At 62.9% G+C, this 20589-nt stretch carries 20 protein-coding genes; 14 read left to right on the forward strand and 6 right to left on the reverse strand.

Going from position 1 to position 20589, the window contains the following annotated elements; genetic code table 11:
- Position 1 precedes the first annotated feature (1 nt).
- Together ACSQ84_RS15455 and ACSQ84_RS15460 are read left to right on the forward strand one after the other, a co-directional pair.
- Positions 2-2098 carry a 3-hydroxyacyl-CoA dehydrogenase NAD-binding domain-containing protein gene (locus ACSQ84_RS15455; RefSeq protein WP_436212545.1) on the forward strand — a complete coding sequence of 699 codons (2097 nt, stop codon included), beginning with the start codon at positions 2-4 and terminating at the stop codon, positions 2096-2098.
- Positions 2095-2520 (forward strand): acyl-CoA thioesterase, encoded by a 426-nt coding sequence (locus ACSQ84_RS15460; protein WP_436212546.1) that lies wholly within the window; start codon positions 2095-2097, stop codon positions 2518-2520. Before ACSQ84_RS15455 ends, ACSQ84_RS15460 begins: the two co-directional genes overlap by 4 nt.
- A 122-nt stretch (positions 2521-2642) precedes the next feature.
- Here ACSQ84_RS15460 and ACSQ84_RS15465 read toward each other — a convergent pair whose 3' ends face one another.
- The 3 genes from ACSQ84_RS15465 to ACSQ84_RS15475 form a co-directional block, all read right to left on the reverse strand.
- Positions 2643-3992, reverse strand: a complete 1350-nt coding sequence (locus ACSQ84_RS15465) for an IS5 family transposase (RefSeq protein WP_436212547.1) — start codon at positions 3990-3992, stop codon at positions 2643-2645.
- A 203-nt stretch (positions 3993-4195) separates the two neighbouring features.
- Positions 4196-4627 (reverse strand): hypothetical protein, encoded by a 432-nt coding sequence (locus tag ACSQ84_RS15470; protein WP_436212548.1) that lies wholly within the window; start codon positions 4625-4627, stop codon positions 4196-4198.
- A gap of 126 nt (positions 4628-4753) precedes the next feature.
- The gene (locus ACSQ84_RS15475; RefSeq protein WP_436212549.1) at positions 4754-5896 is read right to left on the reverse strand and encodes a hypothetical protein; all 1143 of its coding nucleotides are present in this window, start codon (positions 5894-5896) and stop codon (positions 4754-4756) included.
- 791 nt (positions 5897-6687) lie between these two features.
- Here ACSQ84_RS15475 and ACSQ84_RS15480 point away from each other — a divergent pair.
- The 3 genes from ACSQ84_RS15480 (at position 6688) to ACSQ84_RS15490 (ending at position 8338) form a co-directional block, all read left to right on the forward strand.
- Positions 6688-7518 (forward strand): DeoR/GlpR family DNA-binding transcription regulator, encoded by an 831-nt coding sequence (locus ACSQ84_RS15480; RefSeq protein WP_436212550.1) that lies wholly within the window; start codon positions 6688-6690, stop codon positions 7516-7518.
- 40 nt (positions 7519-7558) lie between these two features.
- The gene (locus ACSQ84_RS15485) at positions 7559-7810 is read left to right on the forward strand and encodes a hypothetical protein (RefSeq protein WP_436212551.1); all 252 of its coding nucleotides are present in this window, start codon (positions 7559-7561) and stop codon (positions 7808-7810) included.
- Between the two features lie 144 nt (positions 7811-7954).
- Positions 7955-8338 (forward strand): RidA family protein, encoded by a 384-nt coding sequence (locus ACSQ84_RS15490; protein WP_436213086.1) that lies wholly within the window; start codon positions 7955-7957, stop codon positions 8336-8338.
- 33 nt (positions 8339-8371) lie between these two features.
- Here ACSQ84_RS15490 and ACSQ84_RS15495 read toward each other — a convergent pair whose 3' ends face one another.
- Positions 8372-8965: a CGNR zinc finger domain-containing protein gene (locus ACSQ84_RS15495; RefSeq protein ID WP_436212552.1), complete on the reverse strand. Its 594-nt coding sequence runs from the start codon at positions 8963-8965 to the stop codon at positions 8372-8374.
- An 83-nt stretch (positions 8966-9048) separates the two neighbouring features.
- Between ACSQ84_RS15495 and ACSQ84_RS15500 the strand changes: the two genes are divergently transcribed.
- A complete protein-coding gene (locus tag ACSQ84_RS15500; RefSeq protein ID WP_436212553.1) occupies positions 9049-9963 on the forward strand; it encodes a DMT family transporter in 915 nt (304 codons plus the stop codon).
- Positions 9964-10058: 95 nt separating this feature from the next.
- Here the strand turns inward: ACSQ84_RS15500 and ACSQ84_RS15505 are convergent, their stop codons facing one another.
- Entirely contained in the window at positions 10059-10766 is a 708-nt protein-coding gene (locus ACSQ84_RS15505) for a glutathione S-transferase family protein (RefSeq protein ID WP_436212554.1), read from the reverse strand.
- Between the two features lie 105 nt (positions 10767-10871).
- Here ACSQ84_RS15505 and ACSQ84_RS15510 point away from each other — a divergent pair, with 105 nt between their 5' ends.
- The 8 genes from ACSQ84_RS15510 to ACSQ84_RS15545 all read left to right on the forward strand — a co-directional run bounded on the left by ACSQ84_RS15510 (position 10872) and on the right by ACSQ84_RS15545 (position 19085).
- Positions 10872-11246: a winged helix-turn-helix transcriptional regulator gene (locus ACSQ84_RS15510; RefSeq protein WP_436212555.1), complete on the forward strand. Its 375-nt coding sequence runs from the start codon at positions 10872-10874 to the stop codon at positions 11244-11246.
- A 146-nt stretch (positions 11247-11392) separates the two neighbouring features.
- On the forward strand, positions 11393-12937 hold the full coding sequence (glpD, locus tag ACSQ84_RS15515) for a glycerol-3-phosphate dehydrogenase (protein ID WP_436212556.1): 1545 nt from the start codon (positions 11393-11395) through the stop codon (positions 12935-12937).
- On the forward strand, positions 12934-14079 hold the full coding sequence (locus ACSQ84_RS15520) for an ABC transporter ATP-binding protein (protein WP_436212557.1): 1146 nt from the start codon (positions 12934-12936) through the stop codon (positions 14077-14079). The genes glpD and ACSQ84_RS15520 overlap by 4 nt, the downstream gene beginning before the upstream one ends.
- 12 nt (positions 14080-14091) lie before the next feature.
- The gene (locus tag ACSQ84_RS15525; RefSeq protein WP_436212558.1) at positions 14092-15177 is read left to right on the forward strand and encodes an ABC transporter ATP-binding protein; all 1086 of its coding nucleotides are present in this window, start codon (positions 14092-14094) and stop codon (positions 15175-15177) included.
- Complete coding sequence (locus tag ACSQ84_RS15530) at positions 15177-16079, forward strand: carbohydrate ABC transporter permease (RefSeq protein ID WP_436212559.1); 903 nt, start codon at positions 15177-15179, stop codon at positions 16077-16079. The genes ACSQ84_RS15525 and ACSQ84_RS15530 overlap by 1 nt, the downstream gene beginning before the upstream one ends.
- On the forward strand, positions 16079-16885 hold the full coding sequence (locus tag ACSQ84_RS15535; protein ID WP_436212560.1) for a carbohydrate ABC transporter permease: 807 nt from the start codon (positions 16079-16081) through the stop codon (positions 16883-16885). Before ACSQ84_RS15530 ends, ACSQ84_RS15535 begins: the two co-directional genes overlap by 1 nt.
- 2 nt (positions 16886-16887) lie before the next feature.
- A complete protein-coding gene (locus ACSQ84_RS15540; RefSeq protein ID WP_436212561.1) occupies positions 16888-17214 on the forward strand; it encodes a DUF2160 domain-containing protein in 327 nt (108 codons plus the stop codon).
- A gap of 128 nt (positions 17215-17342) precedes the next feature.
- Entirely contained in the window at positions 17343-19085 is a 1743-nt protein-coding gene (locus ACSQ84_RS15545) for an ABC transporter substrate-binding protein (protein ID WP_436212562.1), read from the forward strand.
- Between the two features lie 342 nt (positions 19086-19427).
- Here the strand turns inward: ACSQ84_RS15545 and ACSQ84_RS15550 are convergent, their stop codons facing one another.
- Positions 19428-20528, reverse strand: coding sequence for an alkene reductase (locus ACSQ84_RS15550; protein ID WP_436212563.1), 1101 nt, complete (start codon positions 20526-20528; stop codon positions 19428-19430).
- Positions 20529-20589: the final 61 nt, after the last annotated feature.

The raw sequence follows: 20589 nt of genomic DNA on the forward strand, positions 1-20589 counted from the left end.
CATGGAATCAAGGATCATGGGCGTTCTCGGCGATCGCGTGCTCGAACTCGGGCCGAAGCCCGATGCAAGTGGGCCGTACAAGAATTTCAAATTGACCCGCGACTCGGATGGCATCGCCTGGCTGCTGTTCGATCGCGAAGGCGCCAGCGCCAATACACTGTCGGCGGATCTGATCGAAGAGCTCGACAAGGTGCTCGGCGAGTTCGAAAGCGCGCGGCCCGCGGGCCTCGTGATCCGCTCCGCCAAAAAATCCGGCTTCATCGCCGGCGCCGATGTCAACGCGTTTCGCGGTGCGAGCGATGTGCTGTCCGTCGAGACCGAAATCGGCCGGGCACATGCGGTGATCGACCGGCTCGAAGCGCTGCGCATGCCCACGGTCGCCGTGATCCACGGCTTTTGTCTGGGCGGCGGTCTTGAAGTCGCGCTCGCCTGCCAGATGCGGATCGCGATCGATGATGCGCGCTTCGGCTTTCCCGAGGTGATGCTCGGCCTGCATCCCGGTCTCGGCGGCACCGTGCGATTCACGCAGCTGGTCAATCCGATGCAGTCGATGCAGATGATGCTGACCGGAAAGACCATCGACGCGCGCAAGGCCAAATCGCTGGGCTTGGTCGACGCGGTGACGCAGGAGCGGCATGTCCGCAACGCGGTGAAGGATGCCGTGTTCGGGCGGCTGAAGCGCGCCGCACCTGGCGTACTCAACTCGATCCTGAACTGGGAGCCGGCGCGCAAACTCCTCGCCTCGCGGATGCGTCGCGAGGCGGCCAAGGCGGCGCCGCAGGAACATTACCCCGCGCCCTACGCGCTGATCGATCTCTGGGAACGGTACGGCGGTGACAAATACGGCATGCTGCGCGCCGAACAGGCGTCGTTCGCCAAGTTGATGGTGACGCCGACGGCGCAGAACCTGATCCGGGTGTTCTTTTTGCGCGAGCAGATGAAGAAGCTCGCCGGCAGCGGCAACAAGATCAGGCATGTCCATGTCATCGGCGCCGGCGCGATGGGCGGCGATATCGCGGCTTGGGTAGCGGGCCAGGGCATGCGCGTGACGCTCGCGGATATGAAGCCCGAGCCGATCGCTGGCGCGATCAAGCGCGCCTCGGATCTGTACGGCAAGATCTTGCGCAAGCGCACCGATGTCAGGGACGCGCATGACAGGTTGATGCCCGACATCGGCGGCGAGGGCGTCCGCAACGCCGACCTCATCATCGAGGCGGTGCCGGAAAAGCTCGAGCTGAAGCAGAAGGTCTATGCCGGGCTGGAGCCCGTGATGAAACCCGGCGCGATCCTCGCCACCAACACATCGAGCATTCCGCTGCAGGACCTGCGCACCACCCTGCAAAAGCCCGAGCGCCTGCTCGGTCTGCATTTCTTCAACCCGGTGTCGCGGCTGCAACTGGTCGAGGTGGTCAGCCATGACGGCACGGATGCGCAGCTCCTGAAGGAGGCGCTGGCCTTTGTCGGCGCCATCGACCGGCTGCCGCTGCCGGTGAAGTCTTCGCCGGGCTTCCTCGTCAACCGCGCGCTGACGCCTTACATGCTGGAGGCGATGGTGATGCTCGACGAGAAGATCGACAAATCGGTCATCGACGCCGCGGCGAAAAAATTCGGCATGCCGATGGGCCCGATCGAGCTCGCCGACCAGGTCGGCCTCGATATCTGCCTCGACGTCGGCGACATGCTGCGCTCGAAATTCGGCGACGCCCTGCCGCCGACGCCCGCATGGCTGCGGGAAAAGGTCGCCAAGGACGAACTCGGCCGCAAGTCCGGCAAGGGGTTTTACATCTGGAAGGACGGCAAGGCGGATACTTCGTCGACCGTGCCCTCCATCTCGGAACCATCGGCCGAGATGATCGATCGCCTGATGCTGCCGATGTCGAACGTCTGCGTCGCCTGCCTGCGCGAAGGCGTCGTCGACAATGCCGACGTGGTCGATGGCGCGGTCATCTTCGGCACCGGTTATGCGCCGTTCCGCGGCGGCCCGCTGAATTACGCCCGCAGCCGCGGCGTCGACAATGTGGTCGCGACCCTGCGCGCGCTCGCCGAGAAATTCGGGGGCAGGTTTACGCCCGATGCCGGCTGGGAGAATTTCAAGTGAGCGAGACGCATGCCCCGCTGACCACGGAAGCCGAGCCGCGCGGCGATCTCTGCATCCGCACGCTGGCGATGCCGGCCGACACCAACGCCAATGGCGACATTTTTGGCGGCTGGCTGCTCAGCCAGATGGATATCGGCGGCGGCGTGTTTGCGTCCAAGATCGCAAATTCACGCACCGTCACGGTCGCGATCGACGCGATGAATTTTCGCAAAGCCGTCTATGTCGGCGACCTCGTGTCGGTACACGCCAATCTGGTCCGGATCGGCCGGACCTCGATCACGGTCCACCTTGAAGCCTGGTCGCTGCGCCGCGAGGACCGGCGGTCGATCCTGGTGACCGACGGCAATTTCACCTACGTCTCGATCGACGAGCAGGGCCACCCGCAGGTCATCCAGCGGGATGGCGCGCCGATCGCGACGTGAACATAGCGTTTTCGAGCGAAAGCCTGCCCCGCACTTGATGCGGGGTGGGTACCGCTTCGCATAGCAATCAAGCTCGCGCAGATTGCGTAGATTTATCTGGTCGACCGTGAAGAACGCCGTTTTCAAGCTGAGACTAATTGAAATCGGGCGGTGAACTGAGCGAGGATTTGGCACAACAAGAGACTGAGCCACCTGATCAGGCGACGGAAGTTGTAGCCGGCTGCGGCTAGGACGGCGTTGGCGGCATCGCCCTGGCGATGCCAAAGATAGTTGCGGCCCATCCGGTGCTCGGATTTGAGATGGCCGATGACCGGCTCGACGGCCGAGCGGCGGCGCATCTCTCGCTTGATCTGCGGGGTCACCCGTCGCTTCTGGCCTGAGATGAACACCCTGAACTTGTAATCGGGCGGGGCATTGTGACCGCGGTAGCCTTTGTCGAGCAACATGCGCTCGATGGTGTTGCCGATCATCGCCTCCATGTCCGGGATCACGGTCTTGAGCGTATGGCCGTCATACGGATTGCCGGGCAATGACTTGACGTGAGCTACGAACTGTCCACCCTTGGCATGCGCCAGCGTGGTGGCCACCGAGACCTTCACTCCGAACTCGTAGGGCCGGTGCGCCTTGCCCTTGCCGATGCATTCCACCTCCGGCGCGTGCAACGAATAGACCTTCGGGCCACGCTGGCGCTGCTTCTGGTCGAGCACGCATCGCGCCAGCGCCAGCATGCGGTCGAGCGCGATCTCATGGAGCAAACCGACGTTGCCATCGAGCTTGCGGGCGATGTCGCGAATGACGCGGCCGAGATAGGTTCGAAGTGTCCTCAAGGCCCGATTGGCGCGCTTGAACTGCTTGGCGTGGGCATAGCGCTGGTGCTTGATCAGGGCGAACTTGCCGACCCGCCCATAGGACTGACGCAGCTTGATGCCTGCCCCCTTGGCGAGCCGGACCAAGATCTCGCGGGCGCGGTTCAGAAGCCGCGCATCGGTCGGGAACATCACATTCTTGGGCTGCACTGTGGTGTCGACGATGACGCGGTTGAGATCGGACGGCTTGATCGCTTCGGTCCTGGTGGCGACCGCAAGGCTCTCCTGCAGCAGCGCCTGCAGCTTCTTCTCGCCCATGCGCTGGCGCCAGCGCGTTAGCGACGAGCGGTCGAACACTATGCGGTGCTGGAAGAACTCCTCGCCGCAGAAGAACTGGTAATAGGGGTTCTCCACCCAGCGCTCGCACAAGACCTCGTCGGAGAGGTCGTAGGTGTGCTTGAGGATGGCAAGTCCTGCCATCAGCCGCGTCGGCAGCGGCGGCCGGCCCGGCTTATCCTCATAGACCGCGCCGAACCGCTCTTCGAGGAACGACCAGTCGATCGTCCGCGAAAGCTTCACCAGCGCATGGTTCATGTCGATGATCGCGTCCAGTCGGGAGCGCAGGAGATCGGCTTGTCCGCTGTCGCGTCGTTCCTTCGGCTTCATCGTTCCCTCCGATTCGATTGAAGGAATCACGACGCGCGATTCGACGGAATCCTCAAAAGCAAAATTGCAAGCTTTTGGGCCGTCAAAGGCCAAAAGCCTGCAATCTCAAAACCCCTCTCGTCAGAAAAAAGGACTCTCGATCAATCACCTGGAAGTTCTTCACGGACGACTATCTGCGGTAGAAAACGCGTCCAAAAATGAGTCTACGGGCAGGGGCGCTCGTAGCCGTCACGGCCGATGAAGGTGCCGCGGTGCGGATCGTAGCTCCGTGCGCGCATGCAGCGCGGCGTATCGTCATAATATTGCTGCGGCGGCGGTGCGTATTGCACCTGGGCGCCGCAATAGCGCGGCGAAACGGCGACCCAGCCGCCCGGCTCCTCCACGTAGCAGCCGTTGTTGTAATAGCGGTAGCCGCCCGGCCGGGGTTCGCCCTGGGATGCGATCGCAGCACCGGTGCCGGCGCCGAGGATGGCGCCCGCCGCCGCGCCGCCGCGGCCGCCGAGCGCGCCGCCCACGATGCCGCCGAGCACGCCGCCGACGATCGCACCGCCGACCGGATCCTGCGCCGCGGCCTGCTGGAACGGCACGCAAACCGCGAGGGCCAGCAGCGTCGTAGCCACGAATTTCGATACCATGTCAGTTCTCCGGCCTGTCTGTCTCAAATCACTGGATTCGCGGGGAACACTGGCGGCGACTTCGATGCAGGTCAAGCCTGCGGAGCGGCCTTTGAAGCCAGTTCGCAGGCCGCCGGGGAGCCGCGTTCAGCCCTGACCGATCAGCCGCTTGCAGAAAGCTGCGCCATCGCTGATCGCATCGCGGCCTTTCCAGGCCAGACCGGACAGCAGACCGTTGCCGCGCGCGCCGCGCAGTTGCAGGATGTGGCCGACTTCATCGGGAAAACGGCTGACTTCAATCTCGACATCGGCGACGATCGCGCTCCTGATGTCGCGCAGCCGCGCGCCCCAGTCGGACGCGGCAAGTTCGCGGATGGCGGCCTGTACGGCCGCTTCGGTGTTGTCGATATCGGCCAGGATGTCGCGCGCGTCGACGACGCGATTTTTCTTCAGGGCGACGCGCAAGGCGATGCGTTTGTCGTCGATCTGGTCCAGTACCATCGAGACGGAGATCGCGTAAGGCGTGGCGGCAACATCGACGGCGCGCCGGCTGCGCGCCGGTTTGGTGGCAAGACGGATCAACTCGCGGGGCGTCTTGAGGCGCCCGGAAACCAGCGCCAGCGCAAATGGCACCGCGTCGGGATCCTTTTTCCGGAAGGTATTCAGCTGCGCGGTGATCTTGTCGACCTGCGCGTCGTCGAATTTCGCGATCTTGTCCGGCAAGGCTTTGGCGAACCCCGCCAGCGCCTCGCGGGCGCGCAGCGCGCCCATCAGCTTGATGAGGTCGCTGTAAACCGACGGCGAAGCCGTATAGGTCGCAAGCTTGGCGCGTGCCCGCTCGGCACCCTCGGCCGAAGCGAGGTTTCCCTCCAGCGATTTCGCGACCTTGGTCTGGAAGATCGATGCCGCCTGCTGAGCGTCGCGCGGCTTGTTGGAAGCAATCAGCCCCTTCATCTTGTCTTCGTAGTCTCGGGCCATGATCGGCAGCAGATCGCGGTTGATCCATTCCCAGATCGGGACCAGCGAACTCCGCGCGATCCGGCCCGTATTGGCATGCTCCGGCGCCCCCGCGACGAACAAAGGCTCCAGCGGCGCGTAGAAATATTTGGACGGCGTCGGGGTCTCGTTCGGCCCGTCCGGGCGCAGTTCGGCCCGCAGCTTGGCCTGGAGGTCCGCCGAACCGGGCATGTCGATGCCGCACAGCTCCAGCCGCTCCAGCTCGGTGAGCAGGTGGCTGCGCGTCAGCGGACTCAACCGCTGGAGGAATTCCCAGATTCGATCGACCCGCATCGTAGCGATTTTCCGACATCTGGCCGGGCGAAGTGGTGCCTTTCCCGAGCCAGCGACGGCAATGCAATCACAAAACCGTTAAGAACGGAAAAACCACACCGGCAAAATACGGGAGGAACGATGCGAAGGGCGTAAAACGCGGCCCTTTTCATTGATTGTTAACCATGACGTCCGTGGCGCTCGCCGCCGAGCCACAAAGTCAGCCAGGCGCATGCTCGCGTGCGATCGCGCGGTTGGCTCGATATTTTCGGATCGCAACTATCGAACAGTAGACGGCACCGGCGAAAGCGAAGAGGGCCACCAAGGCCCCCTTATCCGACTTGAGGAACGCCAGCAGAGTACCGCTCCCAAGAGCAACACACATCGCCGTGGCCGGGCAGAGCGCCTTGAACTGGATTTCCAGGGGAATTCCGGGTTCGAAAATAAGCGCACCGACAGCGTACGGGACATCAGCGGATCTCGGAATTGCGGTGGAAGGTACGGCTGCATTTCCTGCGCTGTACCTATGCCCTGAATGACCGCAACTACGAACGACACGATGATGATGGTCCAGAGTAGTCCATCCATGATCAGCCGCCTTTTCGGTCCAGGGGATCATGCTTGTTCTAACATTTCGCGTTCGGAAAGCCAGGTTTCCAGCAGCAGAATGCCTTGCAAACCTATCCGCCCATAGGAATCGCCGCTGGTTCGGCTTAACCCATAATGGCTTTTGGGCCGTGGTGCCTATCTGGCTCGTTGACCGGAACCCCAAACCGCCGCACCATAAGGAGCTGTTTCCCTGAGGTGCCACCGTGGCCGGACTGTCCCACCGCCAGACTGAAATTCTCAACATCGCCCGCGCCTTTGGCCGGGTGACGGTGGAGGATCTCGCCAAGCGTTTCGAAGTTTCGGCGCAGACCATCCGCAAGGATCTCAACGATCTCTGCGATCAGCGCTCGCTGACGCGGATCCATGGCGGCGCCATCATCGCTTCCGGCGTCGAGAACCTCGCCTACGAGGCGCGCCGCTTCGTCGCCGCCGAGGAAAAGCGGGCGATCGGGATTGCCGCCGCCTCGCGGATACCTAACGGCTGCTCGCTGTTCATCAATATCGGCACCACGACGGAAGAGGTCGCGAGCGCGCTGACTTCGCATGAGGATCTGCTCGTCATCACCAATAACCTCAACGTCGCGATGCTGCTGTATCGCCACCCGCGCATCGAGGTGATCGTGGCGGGCGGTGCGGTGCGCCGTGCCGATGGCGCCGTGATCGGCTCGACCGCGATCAGCCTCATCGGCCAGTTCAAGGTCGACTACGCCATCATCGGGGCGTCCGCGATCGACGAGGAGGGCGCGCTGCTGGATTTCGACTATCGCGAAGTGCAGGCGGCGCAAGCCATCATAGCGAATGCGCGCAGCGTGATGCTGGTCGCCGACTCGACCAAGCTCAGGCGCAGCGCGCCGGTGCGCATCGCTCATCTCAGCCAGATCCAGACCTTCGTGACCGACGCCGCGCTTCCCGCCGGCCTCGCCAATATCTGCCACACCCGCGGCATCGAAGTGGTCGAGGCGATGGACAAGCCGGCTCCTGATATCGATGAGCCGGCGGCGGAATCCGCTCCTGTCTCCCTGCGCCGCGTGTAAGCCACCGAACCTCCCGGCGGCACCGGAGTGAATCGATCATATGGGGCCGCTGAAAATCTTCCTCATTATCTTGAGCTTCTTCGGCGTTGCGGCGCTGGTCTTCCTGGCTGGATCCTTTTTGACCGATTCCATCCTTGAGTATTCTACTCGACAAAATGCCGACCCTGCGAATGCTGCGGCCGTGTTGGTGCCGGTATATTTTCTCTCAAGGTTCGTCATTTGCCCGATTGTTTCCATCGCTGCCGGCGCCATCACGGCGTGGAAAATTTCCAAGGCCGACCTGTCCCTCTGAAGTTGACTGGGGAGGGAGCGCGCCAGCTACGCGTCACCGCGTCTGCCCTGGAATAGAAAATCTATTCCGACGGTGCAGAAAAAATGGTTTGTGCTGGACCAGCCGGCCGGTGCACGAGGTTCTCTCACGAAAAAGGAGAACCGAATGCAAATCCGACGCATCAATTCCGAAGCGGCGCTCGCGCCAACGACGGGTTATTGCCAGGCGCTTGAGGTCACAGGCCACACAAGGACACTTTTTGTGAGCGGCCAGATTCCGGCAGGCGCTGACGGTGCCGTGCCCGAGGGCTTTGAAGCGCAATGCAGGCTCACCTGGGGCAACGTCGAAGCGCAGCTCAAGGCAGCCGGCATGACCCTCGACAATCTGGTCATGCACCGGACCTACCTCGCCGACCGGCGCTACATCCTCCCCAATCGCGCGGTGCGAAACGAAGTTCTCGGCGGCCGGGAAACAGCGCTGACCGTCGTCATCGCCGGTATCTTCGACGAAGCGTGGCTGCTCGAGATCGAGGCTGTGGCTGTGGGCTGAAAAGCAGGATTTGACTGCGATAGCCTTTCGCTTCTATTGCGTCGCGCAGCGCCATCGCCGCTGCTTTTCGCGATTTCCGCAAGCCTTCATACTGCACCATTGCCGACGGTGAGCTTTGCTGGTGTCGAGGTAGTAGACGTCGCAGTCCGACGCTCCGCATTTGCGAATTCTTTTGCGCGGCTCGTCTACGAGCAGGCGCTCGATCGCGAGCGAACAGGCGTGCAACGGAATCTCACACGCCAGCGCGGGAGACCAGCGGCGGTCGGCCAATCCGGGCGAGGTCGATGCGACCAGCGTCCGGGCCGCATGTGCCGCCTTGATCGCAGCCGACAACGCGTCGAGATCGGACTGCTGCGCCTGATGTAGGGAATGTGCCGCAGCGAGGACATCGTGAAGATGCTCACGAAGCCGGCGGACGCGTTTCACAATATGCGAGCCAGAATTATCGAGCTGCTCTAGACGTGCGGCGGTCCGGCGGTCGACAAGTCCCGCCAGTGCTGCGAAGCGCGTCAGGTCGCGATACGTTGCCAGGTTCTCGATTGGCGAAGCCGAGGGCCGCTCGTCCAGGGTATTTACCAAATCCAGAGCCGGGTGACCGCCGCTCCATTCGAACGGATTGGCACTCATTCTCCTTGCCTCATATCGTTCTCCGTCATAACCTCTAAAATATACTAAAGAGGTTATGTCGTCCATTGCCGCCGGAGACGATGATGACGGATTTCACCGCCGGTGGCCGAACTGCCCCGGAATATATCCGCGGCGCCTTCTACGGCCTCGCCGCCGTCACCATCTGGTCGGGATGGATCGTGGTTGCTCGTCTGGGCCTTAAGACCAGCCTCACGCCATGGGATATCGCCGCGCTTCGCTTTGGCGTGGCCGGTTTGCTTCTGCTGCCCTACGTGATGCGCAAGGGGCTCGCGCTTGAGCGGCTCGGCAGGATCGGGCTGACGGCGATCGTGATCGGCGGCGGCGCCCCTGTCTTGCTGGCGAATGCAGGTCTGCTGTTCGCGCCTGCGGCGCATGCGGGCGCGCTCTTTCCCGGCGCTATGCCGCTGGCGGTAGCGATTCTTGCAGCGGTCATCCTGCATGAGCCGTTCACCGATGCGAAAAAGATTGGCTTCGTGCTGATCCTGCTCGGCGTTTTTGGCATCGCCTGGGGCGCTGGCGGCGCAGTTGGCTCCGGGCAGACGATCGGGCACGCGCTGTTTCTCGGTTCCGCCGTGGCGTGGGCCTGCTACACGGTCGCGCTGCGTCACGCGCGGCTCGATGGCTTGCATGCAGCGGGCATCGCTGCGGTCGGCGCTCTGTTTCTCTACATGCCCGCTTACTTCGCCGTCGCGGGTATCAGTCTCGCCAAGGCTCCATGGGGCGATCTGGCCCTTCAAGCGATCGTGCAGGGGCTGCTCACGGCTATTGTTTCATTGGTTTTCTACGGACGGGCTGTCAGCATTCTCGGCGCCTCTAGCGGCGCCGCGCTCGCCGCACTGTCGCCCGCGTTGACTGCCGTCATGGCAATTCCAATTCTGGGAGAGTGGCCGACGGCAATGGACTGGATTGCCATGTCAGGCATTTCCGTCGGCGTTTACGTCGTGAGTGGCGGTCCGCTGCCAGGTCGGTGGAACTGACGTGGTCACCGCGAAGTGGTCGAGGCGTTAGACAATTCGGCCCCCGATATCGATGAGCCGGCGGCGGCGACGGTCTCGACTGTCGCGCGTCTGCGCTAGCGGGGGCCGAAGCGTTTGATGATTTCGGCCAGTGGGACTTGCCCGAGGCAGGCGCCCGAACCGGCCGGGGTTTCGCCGTCCTCGATGGCCTGGGCGTAACGCACGTCAGGATCTGCTTCGATCCGGCGACGCAGCGCGGCCAGCCTGGGATAGGCGGCACCGTCGATGGCCTGATGGAATTCCGCCCAGCGCGCCACGCCGATCAGTGTGGTATCCGCCAGCGTCAGGCGATCGCCGACGAGAAAGTCCGTGTCGCCGATCATCGCTTCGAGCTGTTCGTGACGTTTGGCGACGGCTTTGCGGCCAAAGTCGCGCAAGGTCGCCAGCAGCGCGGGGTCGGCAGACTCCATCTCAAGCGCCGCCCAGAGCGGGGTGAAGGCGGCGGTAAAGCCGGTATTCACGAACGCCGTCAGCTGGTGCATCCGGTCGGCTTCGGGTGAGCGCGGGTCGAAACTGATACGACGCTCCGCGTCGCGGGCCTCAAGCCAGCCGGCGATGGCCATGGTTTCGGTCAGCACGCGGCCCTCGCTGACGACGAGCGCGGGCGTTTCCTGGCGGCCATTAATGCGGGCATAAGCGTCGTTCTTCATGTCGGCGAGCATGTCGACACGGCAGAGGCGGTAGGGTTGGCCGGCGCGCTCAAAGGCAGCGACGAGCCCCATCGAGCTTCCCGCAGGGAAGCCGTAAAGCAGAATCGGTTCCATCGTTTTCTTTCCGTCGATTGGTGGATGCGCTGCGCAGCGCGACTGGTACATAGGCGATGGCTGCCCCATGTAAATTAGGCACTATTCTGTAACCAGGTTCGCCTCATGAAAGACTCCGTCTCGCGCTGCCCCATCGAAGAGGCCATGCGAGTGCTCAGCGGTCGCTGGCCCACCCTGCTGCTCTATTATCTCAAGGACGGCACCAAACGGTTCAGCGACCTCAAGCGTGACAATCCGACAGTGTCGCACCGAATGCTGGCGCTGGAGTTGCGTAAGCTGCAGGACGCCGGGATCGTGCGGCGTACGGCTCACGACGGCTACCCGCTCCGGGTCGACTACGACCTCACTGCGGCCGGTCTCGAACTGGTGCCGCTGATCGATGCCTTGGGCGCATGGTGGGAGGGATCAAGGAACGACCGCCTGGGCCCGCGCCCTATCACTCCGGCAAAACAAGTCCCCACACGACGATCCACTCTCTGACGGGCAGGCGTCGGGGATTTTTTCTCCAGACCATCAAAATCATGGCTCCGTGCGAGTTTCGGTTGCTTTCGGTTTTCGTTGTGATTAACTCCGATCCGAAAGTTAAATCGCCGAAGTGAAGAGGCGATTGCCCGGGGAAGCGTCAGTTGGATCGGATTTTCGACCTCGCCATCATTGGAGGCGGCATCAACGGCTGCGGCATCGCGCGCGATGCGGTGGGCCGGGGCAACTCCGTTTTCCTTTGTGAAATGAATGACTTGGCGAGCGGGACATCGTCATGGTCGACCAAGCTGGTGCATGGCGGGCTGCGCTATCTCGAATATTACGAGTTTCGGTTGGTCCGCGAGGCGCTGATCGAACGCGAAATCCTCTGGCAGATCGCGCCCCATATCATCCGTCCCCTGCGTTTCGTTTTGCCGCACCATTCCGGGTTGCGCCCGGCCTGGCTGCTGAGGCTAGGGTTGTTCCTGTACGACCACATCGGCGGCCGGCACCTGTTGCCGCCGACGCGCTCGGTCGATCTCGCCCATGACGAAGTGGGAAAGCCCTTGATCGCCAACCGGTACAGCAAAGGCTTTGAGTATTCCGACTGCTTCGTCGATGACGCGCGCCTTGTCGTGCTCACCGCACGGGACGCGGCCGATCGCGGCGCCGAGATCCACACGCGCTCGCGCGCGGTCGAGATCAGGCAGGTCGACGGCGTCTGGCAGGTCACCGTCGAGGATACGCAAAGCGGCACCCGCACCACCATTCAAGCGCGCGCGCTGGTCAACGCCGGCGGCCCCTGGGTCGAACAGGTGCTGTCGTCGGGTTCAGGCGTAAATGCGCGCGCGAAAGTTCGCCTGGTGCAGGGCTCGCATATCGTGGTGCGCAAGCTCTACGACCACGACCGCGCCTACATCTTCCAAAATGCCGATGGCCGCATCATCTTCGTCATTCCCTATCAGGATGATTTCACGCTGATCGGCACCACCGATCGCGATTACGACGGCGACCCGGCCAAGGTGAAAGCTTCCACCGAGGAGATCGCCTATCTCTGTGCTTCCGCCAGCGAGTACCTTGCCAAGCCGGTGAAGCCGGAGGACGTGGTCTGGACCTATTCCGGCGTTCGCCCGCTCTATGACGACGGCGCCAGCGAGGCCAAGGCTGCGACCCGCGATTATGTCTTCGAACTCGATACGCCCGGCGGCGCGCCGCTGCTGTCGATCTATGGCGGCAAGATCACGACCTATCGGCGGCTCGCCGAAGAGGCGCTGGAACGGCTCGCGCCATATTTGCGCAGTTCCAAGGCGCGTGAGGGCTGGACCGGCAAGGCCGCGCTGCCCGGCGGCGACATGGATGTTTCCGCCCTCGCGGCACTGACGGCGGAACTGGCGCGGGACTATCCGTTCCTCACTCCCGCGCACGCCAGGCGGCTGGCGCACGCCTATGGCACCCGCGCCGGCATGGTGCTTGGCAACGCGAAATCGGCAGCCGATCTCGGCCAGTCCTTTGGCGCGACCTTGACGGAGAGCGAAGTCAGGTACCTGATGTCGGCCGAATGGGCCTGCACCGCCGAGGACGTCGTGTGGCGCCGATCCAAGCTCGGATTGCAGCTGTCAGCGGGCGAAATCGCCGTCCTCGACCAATGGATGGCGGCCCATCGCACCGAAGGTGAACGACCCCTGCGTGAAGCGGGAGGACGGACATGAGCGTCACGCTCGAACATGTCACCCGAACCGTCGACGGCATCGCGACTATCCGCGATGTGTCGCTCAACCTCGAGCGCGGCACGCTCAGCGTGCTGCTCGGACCGACGCTTTCCGGCAAGACCTCGATCATGCGGCTGCTCGCCGGTCTCGACAAGCCGGGATCGGGCCGGGTGCTGGTCGACGGCAAGGATGTCACCGGCTTCGACGTGCGCAAGCGCTCGGTTGCGATGGTCTATCAGCAGTTCATCAATTATCCCTCGCTTAGCGTCTATGAGAACATCGCCTCGCCGCTCCGGGTGCAGGGCAAGCCGCGCGCGGAAATCGAAACGCGGGTGCAGGAGGCGGCCCGTCTGCTCAAGCTTGAGCCGTATCTGCATCGCACGCCGCTGCACCTATCCGGCGGCCAGCAGCAGCGCACCGCGATCGCGCGCGCGCTGGTGAAGGGCGCCGATCTGGTGCTGCTCGACGAGCCGCTTGCCAACCTCGATTACAAGCTGCGCGAGGAACTGCGCACCGAATTGCCGCGCATCTTCGAGGCGTCGGGCGCGATCTTCGTCTATGCGACGACCGAGCCTTCCGAAGCGTTGCTGCTCGGCGGCCGTACCGTCTGCATGTGGGAAGGTCAGATCCTGCAGGCCGGCGATACCCCGAAGGTGTATCGTCATCCCGATACGATGCGCGTGGCGCAGGTGTTCTCCGACCCGCCGCTCAACATCGTCGGCATCGAAAAGAAAAACGGAACGGTGCAATATGCCGGCGGCATCCAGGCGCCGGCCAGCGGCCTCTATGCCGCGCTCGCCGACGGCCCTTATCGCGTCGGCTTCCGCGCCCACCAGCTCGAAGTCGCCAACGGCATCGCCGGGCGACACGCGTTTCAGGCCACCGTCACCGTGACCGAGATCACCGGCTCGGAAAGCTTTGTGCACCTCAACCGCGACGCGTCGAACTGGGTCGCGGTGCTGCAGGGCGTTCACGAGTTCGAGCCGGGCCACGTGCTCGACGCCGTGCTCGATCCCGACAATCTTTTCGTGTTCGACGCGGCCGACCGACTGGTCGCGGCGCCTAACCAGGCCATAGCGTTTTCAAGCGAAGCGCATAGCGGTTCGCGTGAAGAAAACGCGTCAAAAAATAGTAACCTATGAGGGAGATGCCGCATGGCCCGCATTGACCTCGTCGATCTCGCGCACGCCTACGGCGGCAACGATGCCGCGCCCGAATCATTTGCGCTCAAGCCCGTGACGATGACCTGGCGGCAGGGCGGCGCCTACGCGCTGCTCGGGCCGTCCGGCTGCGGCAAGACCACGCTGCTGAACCTGATTTCCGGCATCGTGACGCCGTCGCGCGGAAAAATCCTGTTCGACGGCGCCGATATCACGCCGCTGTCAACCCAGAAGCGCAATATCGCGCAGGTATTCCAGTTTCCGGTGATCTACGACACCATGACGGTCGGGCAGAACCTCGCATTCCCGCTGAAGAACCGCGGCGTGCCGCAGGCCGAGATCGACGCACGCGTCAAGCAGATCGCCGACCTGCTCGATCTGACGCCGCATCTTGGCCGCAAAGCGACGCGGCTGACCGCGGACGCCAAGCAGAAGATTTCGCTCGGCCGCGGCCTGGTCCGCTCCGACGTCGCCGCCATCCTGTTCGACGAGCCGCTGACGGTGATCGATCCCGAACTGAAATGGCAGTTGCGCTCGAAGCTCAAGGCGCTGCATCGCGACCTCGATCTCACGATGATCTATGTCACCCATGACCAGACCGAGGCGCTAACCTTTGCCGATACCGTGGTCGTGATGCATGACGGCCGCGTGGTCCAGAGCGGTACACCGGCCGAACTGTTCGACAAGCCGGCGCATACGTTCGTGGGTTACTTCATCGGCTCGCCCGGCATGAACATCGTGCCGGCCGAGGTGAGGGGCCGCGAGGCCCGGATAAGCGGCCATCCGATCGCGCTGAACCGCAGCTATGACGCGCTGCCGTCGGACGCGAAGATCGAAGTCGGCGTCCGTCCGGAATTCGTCGACGTCGCCGCCCCCGCGCCGGGATTGCTCTCGGCCAATATCGAGCGCATCGACGATCTCGGCCGCGTCCGCTTTGCGCGTGTGCGGATCGGCGACGCCAAATTCGCCGCGCGCGTGCCGCCGGGGTTTTCAGTCTCCGGCGAAACCGCCGGGCTGGTGTTCGATCCTTCGCATGTTCATGTCTATGCCGACAGCCGTCTGGTCGAGGGGACGGCCTGATGGACAAGACAATCAACCAAAAAGCCTGGTTCCTGGTGCTGCCGGTGTTTCTGGTGGTCGCGTTCTCCGCGATCCTGCCGCTGATGACGGTGGTGAACTATTCGATGCAGGACACCTTCGGCAACAACCAGTTCTTCTGGAACGGCGTCGGCTGGTTCAAGGAATTGCTCGATCCGTCGACCGATCTCGGCGGGCGCTTCCTGGCGTCGCTCCGCCGCAATCTGCTGTTCTCGGCCATCATCCTTGCGATCGAGGTGCCGCTCGGGATCGTGGTGGCGCTGTCGATGCCGCGCGACGGCTGGAGTGTCGCCGCTTGCCTCGTCATCCTGGCGCTGCCGCTGCTGATTCCGTGGAACGTGGTCGGCACCATCTGGCAGATATTCGGCCGGCCCGACATCGGCCTGCTCGGCTACACGCTGACCAGTCTGGGCATCAACTACAACTACGTCTCCAACGAGTTCGACGCCTGGGCCACCGTCATCGTGATGGACGTCTGGCACTGGACCAGCCTCGTTGCATTGCTTTGCTACGCCGGGCTGAAGTCGATCCCCGATGCCTACTACCAGGCCGCGCAGATCGACGGCGCTTCGCGCTGGGCGGTGTTCAAGGCCATCCAGTTGCCGAAGATGAACCGCGTGCTCTTGATCGCGGTGCTGCTGCGCTTCATGGATAGCTTCATGATCTATACCGAGCCGTTCGTGGTGACCGGCGGCGGCCCCGGCAATTCGACGACCTTCGTCTCGATCGAACTGGTCAAGATCGCGCTGGGGCAGTTCGACCTCGGCAAGGCCGCAGCTCTCTCGCTGGTCTACAACCTGATCATCCTGATCGTGTGCTGGGTGTTCTACACCGTGATGACCAATGCCGGGGCCGAGCGCCCGGCCAAACAGGGAGCTGAATGATGCATTCGATTCCCGGTCGCCGCATCATCCTCGTTTGCTTCCTGATCTTCCTGCTGCTGCCGATCTACTGGCTCGTCAACATGAGCTTCAAGACCAATGCCGAAATCGTCACGACGATGACGCTGTGGCCGCACCAGCCGACTCTGGAAAATTACAAGCGCATCTTCACCGACGAGAGCTGGTATTCCGGCTACATCAACTCGCTGACCTATGTCCTGATCAACACCGTGATCTCGATCGCGGTGGCGTTGCCGGCCGCCTACGGCTTCTCGCGCTATCGGTTTCTCGGCGACAAGCACCTGTTCTTCTGGCTGCTGTCGAACCGCATGGCGCCGGCGGCGGTCTATGCGCTGCCGTTCTTCAATCTCTATTCGGCGATCAACCTGTTCGATACGCCGTGGGCGGTCGCGCTCGCGCACTGCATCTTCAATGTGCCGTTGGCGGTATGGATCCTCGAAGGTTTCGTCTCCGGGGTGCCGCGCGAGATCGACGAGACCGCGTTCCTCGACGGCTATTCGTTCCCGCGCTTCTTCATCAAGATCCTGGTGCCGCTGATCGCCAGCGGCATCGGTGTCGCCGCTTTCTTCTGCTTCATGTTCTCCTGGGTCGAATTGCTGCTGGCGCGCACGCTGACGTCGGTGAATGCAAAGCCGATCTCGGCGATCATGACCCGCACGGTCTCGGCCTCCGGGATGGATTGGGGCCTGCTGGCCGCGGCCGGCGTACTCACCATCATCCCCGGTGCGCTGGTGATCTGGTTCGTCCGCAACTACATCGCGCGCGGTTTTGCGCTCGGACGGGTGTGATCATGGAACACATCGCATGGATGGCCTGGACGCTGCCGACCGCGATCTTCTTCGTGATGCTGTCGCTGACACTCGGGGTCATGACCTGGCTTGCTGTTGCCTATCCCGAGGCCGAGCGCGTTGGCGTGCTGCGGATTCCCACCACGCGCGGCGACCGGCTGTTCATCTCGCTGGTGCTCGCGGCCGTCATCCATTTGCTGTGGATCGCCTTTGTCGGCATCGACCCGATCGCGACGCTGCCGATCGGAGAGGGCGTTGAAATATCGAGCCTGTGGCTCGCAACCGTGATTTCGCTTGTTTCGGCCGTGGCGGTTTTCCGCACCGTCTGATGAAGCGAAAAAAGACAGATCCGGGATCAACCCGGGCCTGGATATTGTTTGTCGCTGCAACCGGAGGATCCAATATGCGACGTTTTAGAGGAAGAAACGGTCCCTTGACCAAGGAGAGCTTTCTGACGATGACCAGCGCGGTTGCGCTGATCGCGGCTTCCGTGACGATCGCCGCACCCGCCCGCGCGGACGATGCGGTCAATCAGCGCTGGATCGACAGTGAGTTTCAGCCCTCGACGCTGTCGAAGGCCGAACAGCTGAAAGAGCTGCAGTGGTTCGAAAAGGCCGCCCAGCCCTTCAAGGGTCTGGAAATCAACGTCGTGTCGGAGACCATCACGACGCATGAGTATGAATCGCGCACCTTGGCGAAGGCCTTCACCGAAATCACCGGCATCAAGGTCAAGCACGATTTGATCCAGGAAGGTGACGTGGTCGAAAAGCTGCAGACCCAGATGCAGTCCGGCAAGAACGTCTATGACGGCTGGATCAACGACTCGGATCTGATCGGCACCCACTTCCGCTATAACCAGACGGTCGTGCTGTCGGATTACATGACCGGCGAAGGCAAGGACGTCACCAACCCGTTGCTCGACGTCAACGACTTCATCGGCAAGTCGTTCACCACGGGTCCGGACGGCAAGCTCTATCAGCTTCCCGACCAGCAGTTCGCGAACCTCTATTGGTTCCGCTACGACTGGTTCTCCAATCCGGACTACAAGGCCAAGTTCAAGGCCAAGTATGGCTACGATCTCGGCGTGCCCGTGAACTGGTCGGCCTATGAAGATATCGCCGAGTTCTTCACCAACGACATCAAGGAGATCAACGGCGCCAAGATCTATGGTCACATGGATTACGGCAAGAAGGATCCCTCGCTCGGCTGGCGGTTCACCGACGCATGGCTGTCGATGGCCGGCAACGGCGACAAGGGCATCCCGAACGGCAAGCCGGTCGACGAATGGGGCATCCGCATGGAAGGCTGCCGTCCCGTCGGTTCATCCGTCGAGCGCGGCGGCGACACCAACGGTCCCGCAGCGGTTTACTCGATCGCCAAATATCTCGACTGGATGAAGAAGTATGCCCCGCCGCAGGCGCAGGGCATGACCTTCTCCGAAGCAGGTCCGGTGCCGGCGCAGGGCAACATCGCCCAGCAGATCTTCTGGTACACCGCCTTCACCGCCGATATGGTGAAGCCCGGTATTCCGGTCGTGAACGCCGATGGTACGCCGAAGTGGCGTATGGCGCCGTCGCCGCACGGCTCGTACTGGAAGGAAGGCATGAAGCTCGGCTACCAGGACGCCGGTTCGGCGACGCTCTTGAAGTCGACTCCGCCGGATCGCCGCAAGGCAGCCTGGCTCTATCTGCAGTTCATCAACTCCAAGTCGGTGAGCCTGAAGAAGAGCCATGTCGGTCTCACCTTCGTCCGTGAATCCGACATCTGGGACAAGTCGTTCACCGAACGTGCGCCGAAGCTCGGCGGCCTGATCGAGTTCTACCGCTCGCCCGCGCGCGTGCAGTGGACCCCGACCGGCAACAACGTGCCTGACTATCCGAAGCTGGCGCAATTGTGGTGGCAGAACATCGGCGATGCGTCGTCCGGTGCGAAGACGCCGCAGGCCGCGATGGATGCTCTGGCTGCTGCCCAGGACTCCGTGCTCGAGCGTCTGGAGAAATCCGGCGTGCAGGGCGCCTGCGGACCGAAGCTCAACAAGAAGGAGACGGCGGAGTTCTGGTTCGCCAAGTCGGAGAAGGACGGCAACGTCGCTCCGCAGCGCAAGCTGGCGAACGAGAAGCCGAAGGGCGAAACCGTCGACTACGACACGCTGGTGAAGTCGTGGCCGGCCACGCCGCCGAAGCGGGCAGAGGCGAAGTGACATCGTAGATGTCATGGCCGGGCTTGACCCGGCCATCTACGACTTGTTTCGTTGATAGCAAAGACGTGGATGCCCGGCACAAGGCCGGGCATGACGGAGCGAAAAACGAAAGGCCGGGAGCAATCCCGGCCTTTTTTCTTTTCTTACCTCGCCGCGCTTGCGGGGAGAGGTCGGATCGCCTCGGCGATGCGAAAGCATCGTCCGGTGCGATCCGGGTGAGGGCGTACAGGTCCATCTTTGGCACGAGCGTTCGCGGCGAGAGCCCCTCACCCCAACCCTCTAAGAGCGAGCTTCGCTCGTCTCGACCCCGCAAGAGCGGGGCGAGGGAGCGCACCGAACTCGCTACTCCGCCGCCTGCTTCGCGCCGAGCGTCGGATAATCCGTATATCCCTTCGCCCCGCCGCCGTAGAACGTCGCCTTGTCGAACGGGTTCAGCGGCGCGCCGTTTTTCAGACGCTCGACCAGATCGGGGTTGGAGATGAACGGTTTTCCGAACGCGATCAGATCGGCGGCATCGGCCGCGAGCACTTTTGTCGCAAGATCGAAATCATAGCCGTTGTTGGCGACGTAGGCCTGCTTGAAGCGCTTGCGCAACGAGCCGTAGTCGAACGGCGCGATGTCGCGCGGGCCGCCGGTCGCGCCCTCGACGACGTGGATGTAAGTCAGCTTCAACGCGTTGAGGCCATCGACGATGTGGTCGAACAGCGGCTGCGGGTCCGAGTCTGACACGTCGTTGGCGGGTGTTACTGGCGAAATGCGGATGCCGGTGCGCTCGGGTCCCGCTATCGCGGCCACGGCCTTCGACACCTCCAGCATCAACCTGGCGCGGTTCTCGATTGAGCCGCCGTAAGCGTCGGTGCGCTTGTTGGTGCCATCCTTGGCGAACTGGTCGAGCAGATAGCCGTTGGCGCCGTGGATTTCGACGCCGTCGAAACCGGCAGCCAGCGCATTCTCGGTGCCGCGCTTGAAATCCTCGATGATCCCCGGAATTTCCGAGAGCTCCAGCGCACGCGGCTCGGAGATGTCGGTGAACGTGCCGTTGACAAAAGTCTTGCCCTTGGCGCGGATTGCGGACGGCGCCACCGGCTTGCCGCCGGCGGGCTGCAATGAATCGTGCGAGATGCGGCCGACATGCCAGATCTGGATGAAGATGCGCCCGCCCTCTTCATGGACGCGGTCGGTGACCTTGCGCCAGCCCGCGACCTGCTCCTTCGAATAAATACCGGGCGTGTCCTGATAGCCCTGGCCCTGCTGCGAAACCTGGCTGGCTTCGGTGATCAGCAATCCCGCCGAGGCGCGCTGGCTGTAATAGTCGATGGCGAGCTCACTCGGCACCATGCCGGGCGGCACCGCGCGGTTGCGGGTCAGCGGCGCCATGACGAGGCGGTTCGGCAGCGCTAGTCCGCCAAGCTTGTAGGGCTCGAATAGTTTGGTCTGGCTCATAAGGCATTTCCGAAGGAGAGGGATGATGGGGAACAATTGGGCATTACGCCTGATAGCGCAA

This window comes from Bradyrhizobium sp. LjRoot220, from assembly GCF_964252915.1.
Lineage (GTDB): Bacteria > Pseudomonadota > Alphaproteobacteria > Rhizobiales > Xanthobacteraceae > Bradyrhizobium.

Bases quoted from the DNA above. Each gene is read 5' to 3' on its own strand.
- ACSQ84_RS15455 (WP_436212545.1), top strand. From the start codon at position 2: ATGGAATCAAGGATCATGGGCGTTCTCGGCGATCGCGTGCTCGAACTC.
- ACSQ84_RS15465 (WP_436212547.1), bottom strand. From the start codon at position 3,992: ATGAAGCCGAAGGAACGACGCGACAGCGGACAAGCCGATCTCCTGCGC.
- ACSQ84_RS15470 (WP_436212548.1), bottom strand. From the start codon at position 4,627: ATGGTATCGAAATTCGTGGCTACGACGCTGCTGGCCCTCGCGGTTTGC.
- ACSQ84_RS15475 (WP_436212549.1), bottom strand. From the start codon at position 5,896: ATGCGGGTCGATCGAATCTGGGAATTCCTCCAGCGGTTGAGTCCGCTG.
- ACSQ84_RS15485 (WP_436212551.1), top strand. From the start codon at position 7,559: ATGGGGCCGCTGAAAATCTTCCTCATTATCTTGAGCTTCTTCGGCGTT.
- ACSQ84_RS15490 (WP_436213086.1), top strand. From the start codon at position 7,955: ATGCAAATCCGACGCATCAATTCCGAAGCGGCGCTCGCGCCAACGACG.
- ACSQ84_RS15495 (WP_436212552.1), bottom strand. From the start codon at position 8,965: ATGAGTGCCAATCCGTTCGAATGGAGCGGCGGTCACCCGGCTCTGGAT.
- ACSQ84_RS15500 (WP_436212553.1), top strand. From the start codon at position 9,049: ATGACGGATTTCACCGCCGGTGGCCGAACTGCCCCGGAATATATCCGC.
- ACSQ84_RS15505 (WP_436212554.1), bottom strand. From the start codon at position 10,766: ATGGAACCGATTCTGCTTTACGGCTTCCCTGCGGGAAGCTCGATGGGG.
- ACSQ84_RS15510 (WP_436212555.1), top strand. From the start codon at position 10,872: ATGAAAGACTCCGTCTCGCGCTGCCCCATCGAAGAGGCCATGCGAGTG.
- ACSQ84_RS15520 (WP_436212557.1), top strand. From the start codon at position 12,934: ATGAGCGTCACGCTCGAACATGTCACCCGAACCGTCGACGGCATCGCG.
- ACSQ84_RS15525 (WP_436212558.1), top strand. From the start codon at position 14,092: ATGGCCCGCATTGACCTCGTCGATCTCGCGCACGCCTACGGCGGCAAC.
- ACSQ84_RS15530 (WP_436212559.1), top strand. From the start codon at position 15,177: ATGGACAAGACAATCAACCAAAAAGCCTGGTTCCTGGTGCTGCCGGTG.
- ACSQ84_RS15535 (WP_436212560.1), top strand. From the start codon at position 16,079: ATGCATTCGATTCCCGGTCGCCGCATCATCCTCGTTTGCTTCCTGATC.
- ACSQ84_RS15540 (WP_436212561.1), top strand. From the start codon at position 16,888: ATGGAACACATCGCATGGATGGCCTGGACGCTGCCGACCGCGATCTTC.
- ACSQ84_RS15545 (WP_436212562.1), top strand. From the start codon at position 17,343: ATGACCAGCGCGGTTGCGCTGATCGCGGCTTCCGTGACGATCGCCGCA.
- ACSQ84_RS15550 (WP_436212563.1), bottom strand. From the start codon at position 20,528: ATGAGCCAGACCAAACTATTCGAGCCCTACAAGCTTGGCGGACTAGCG.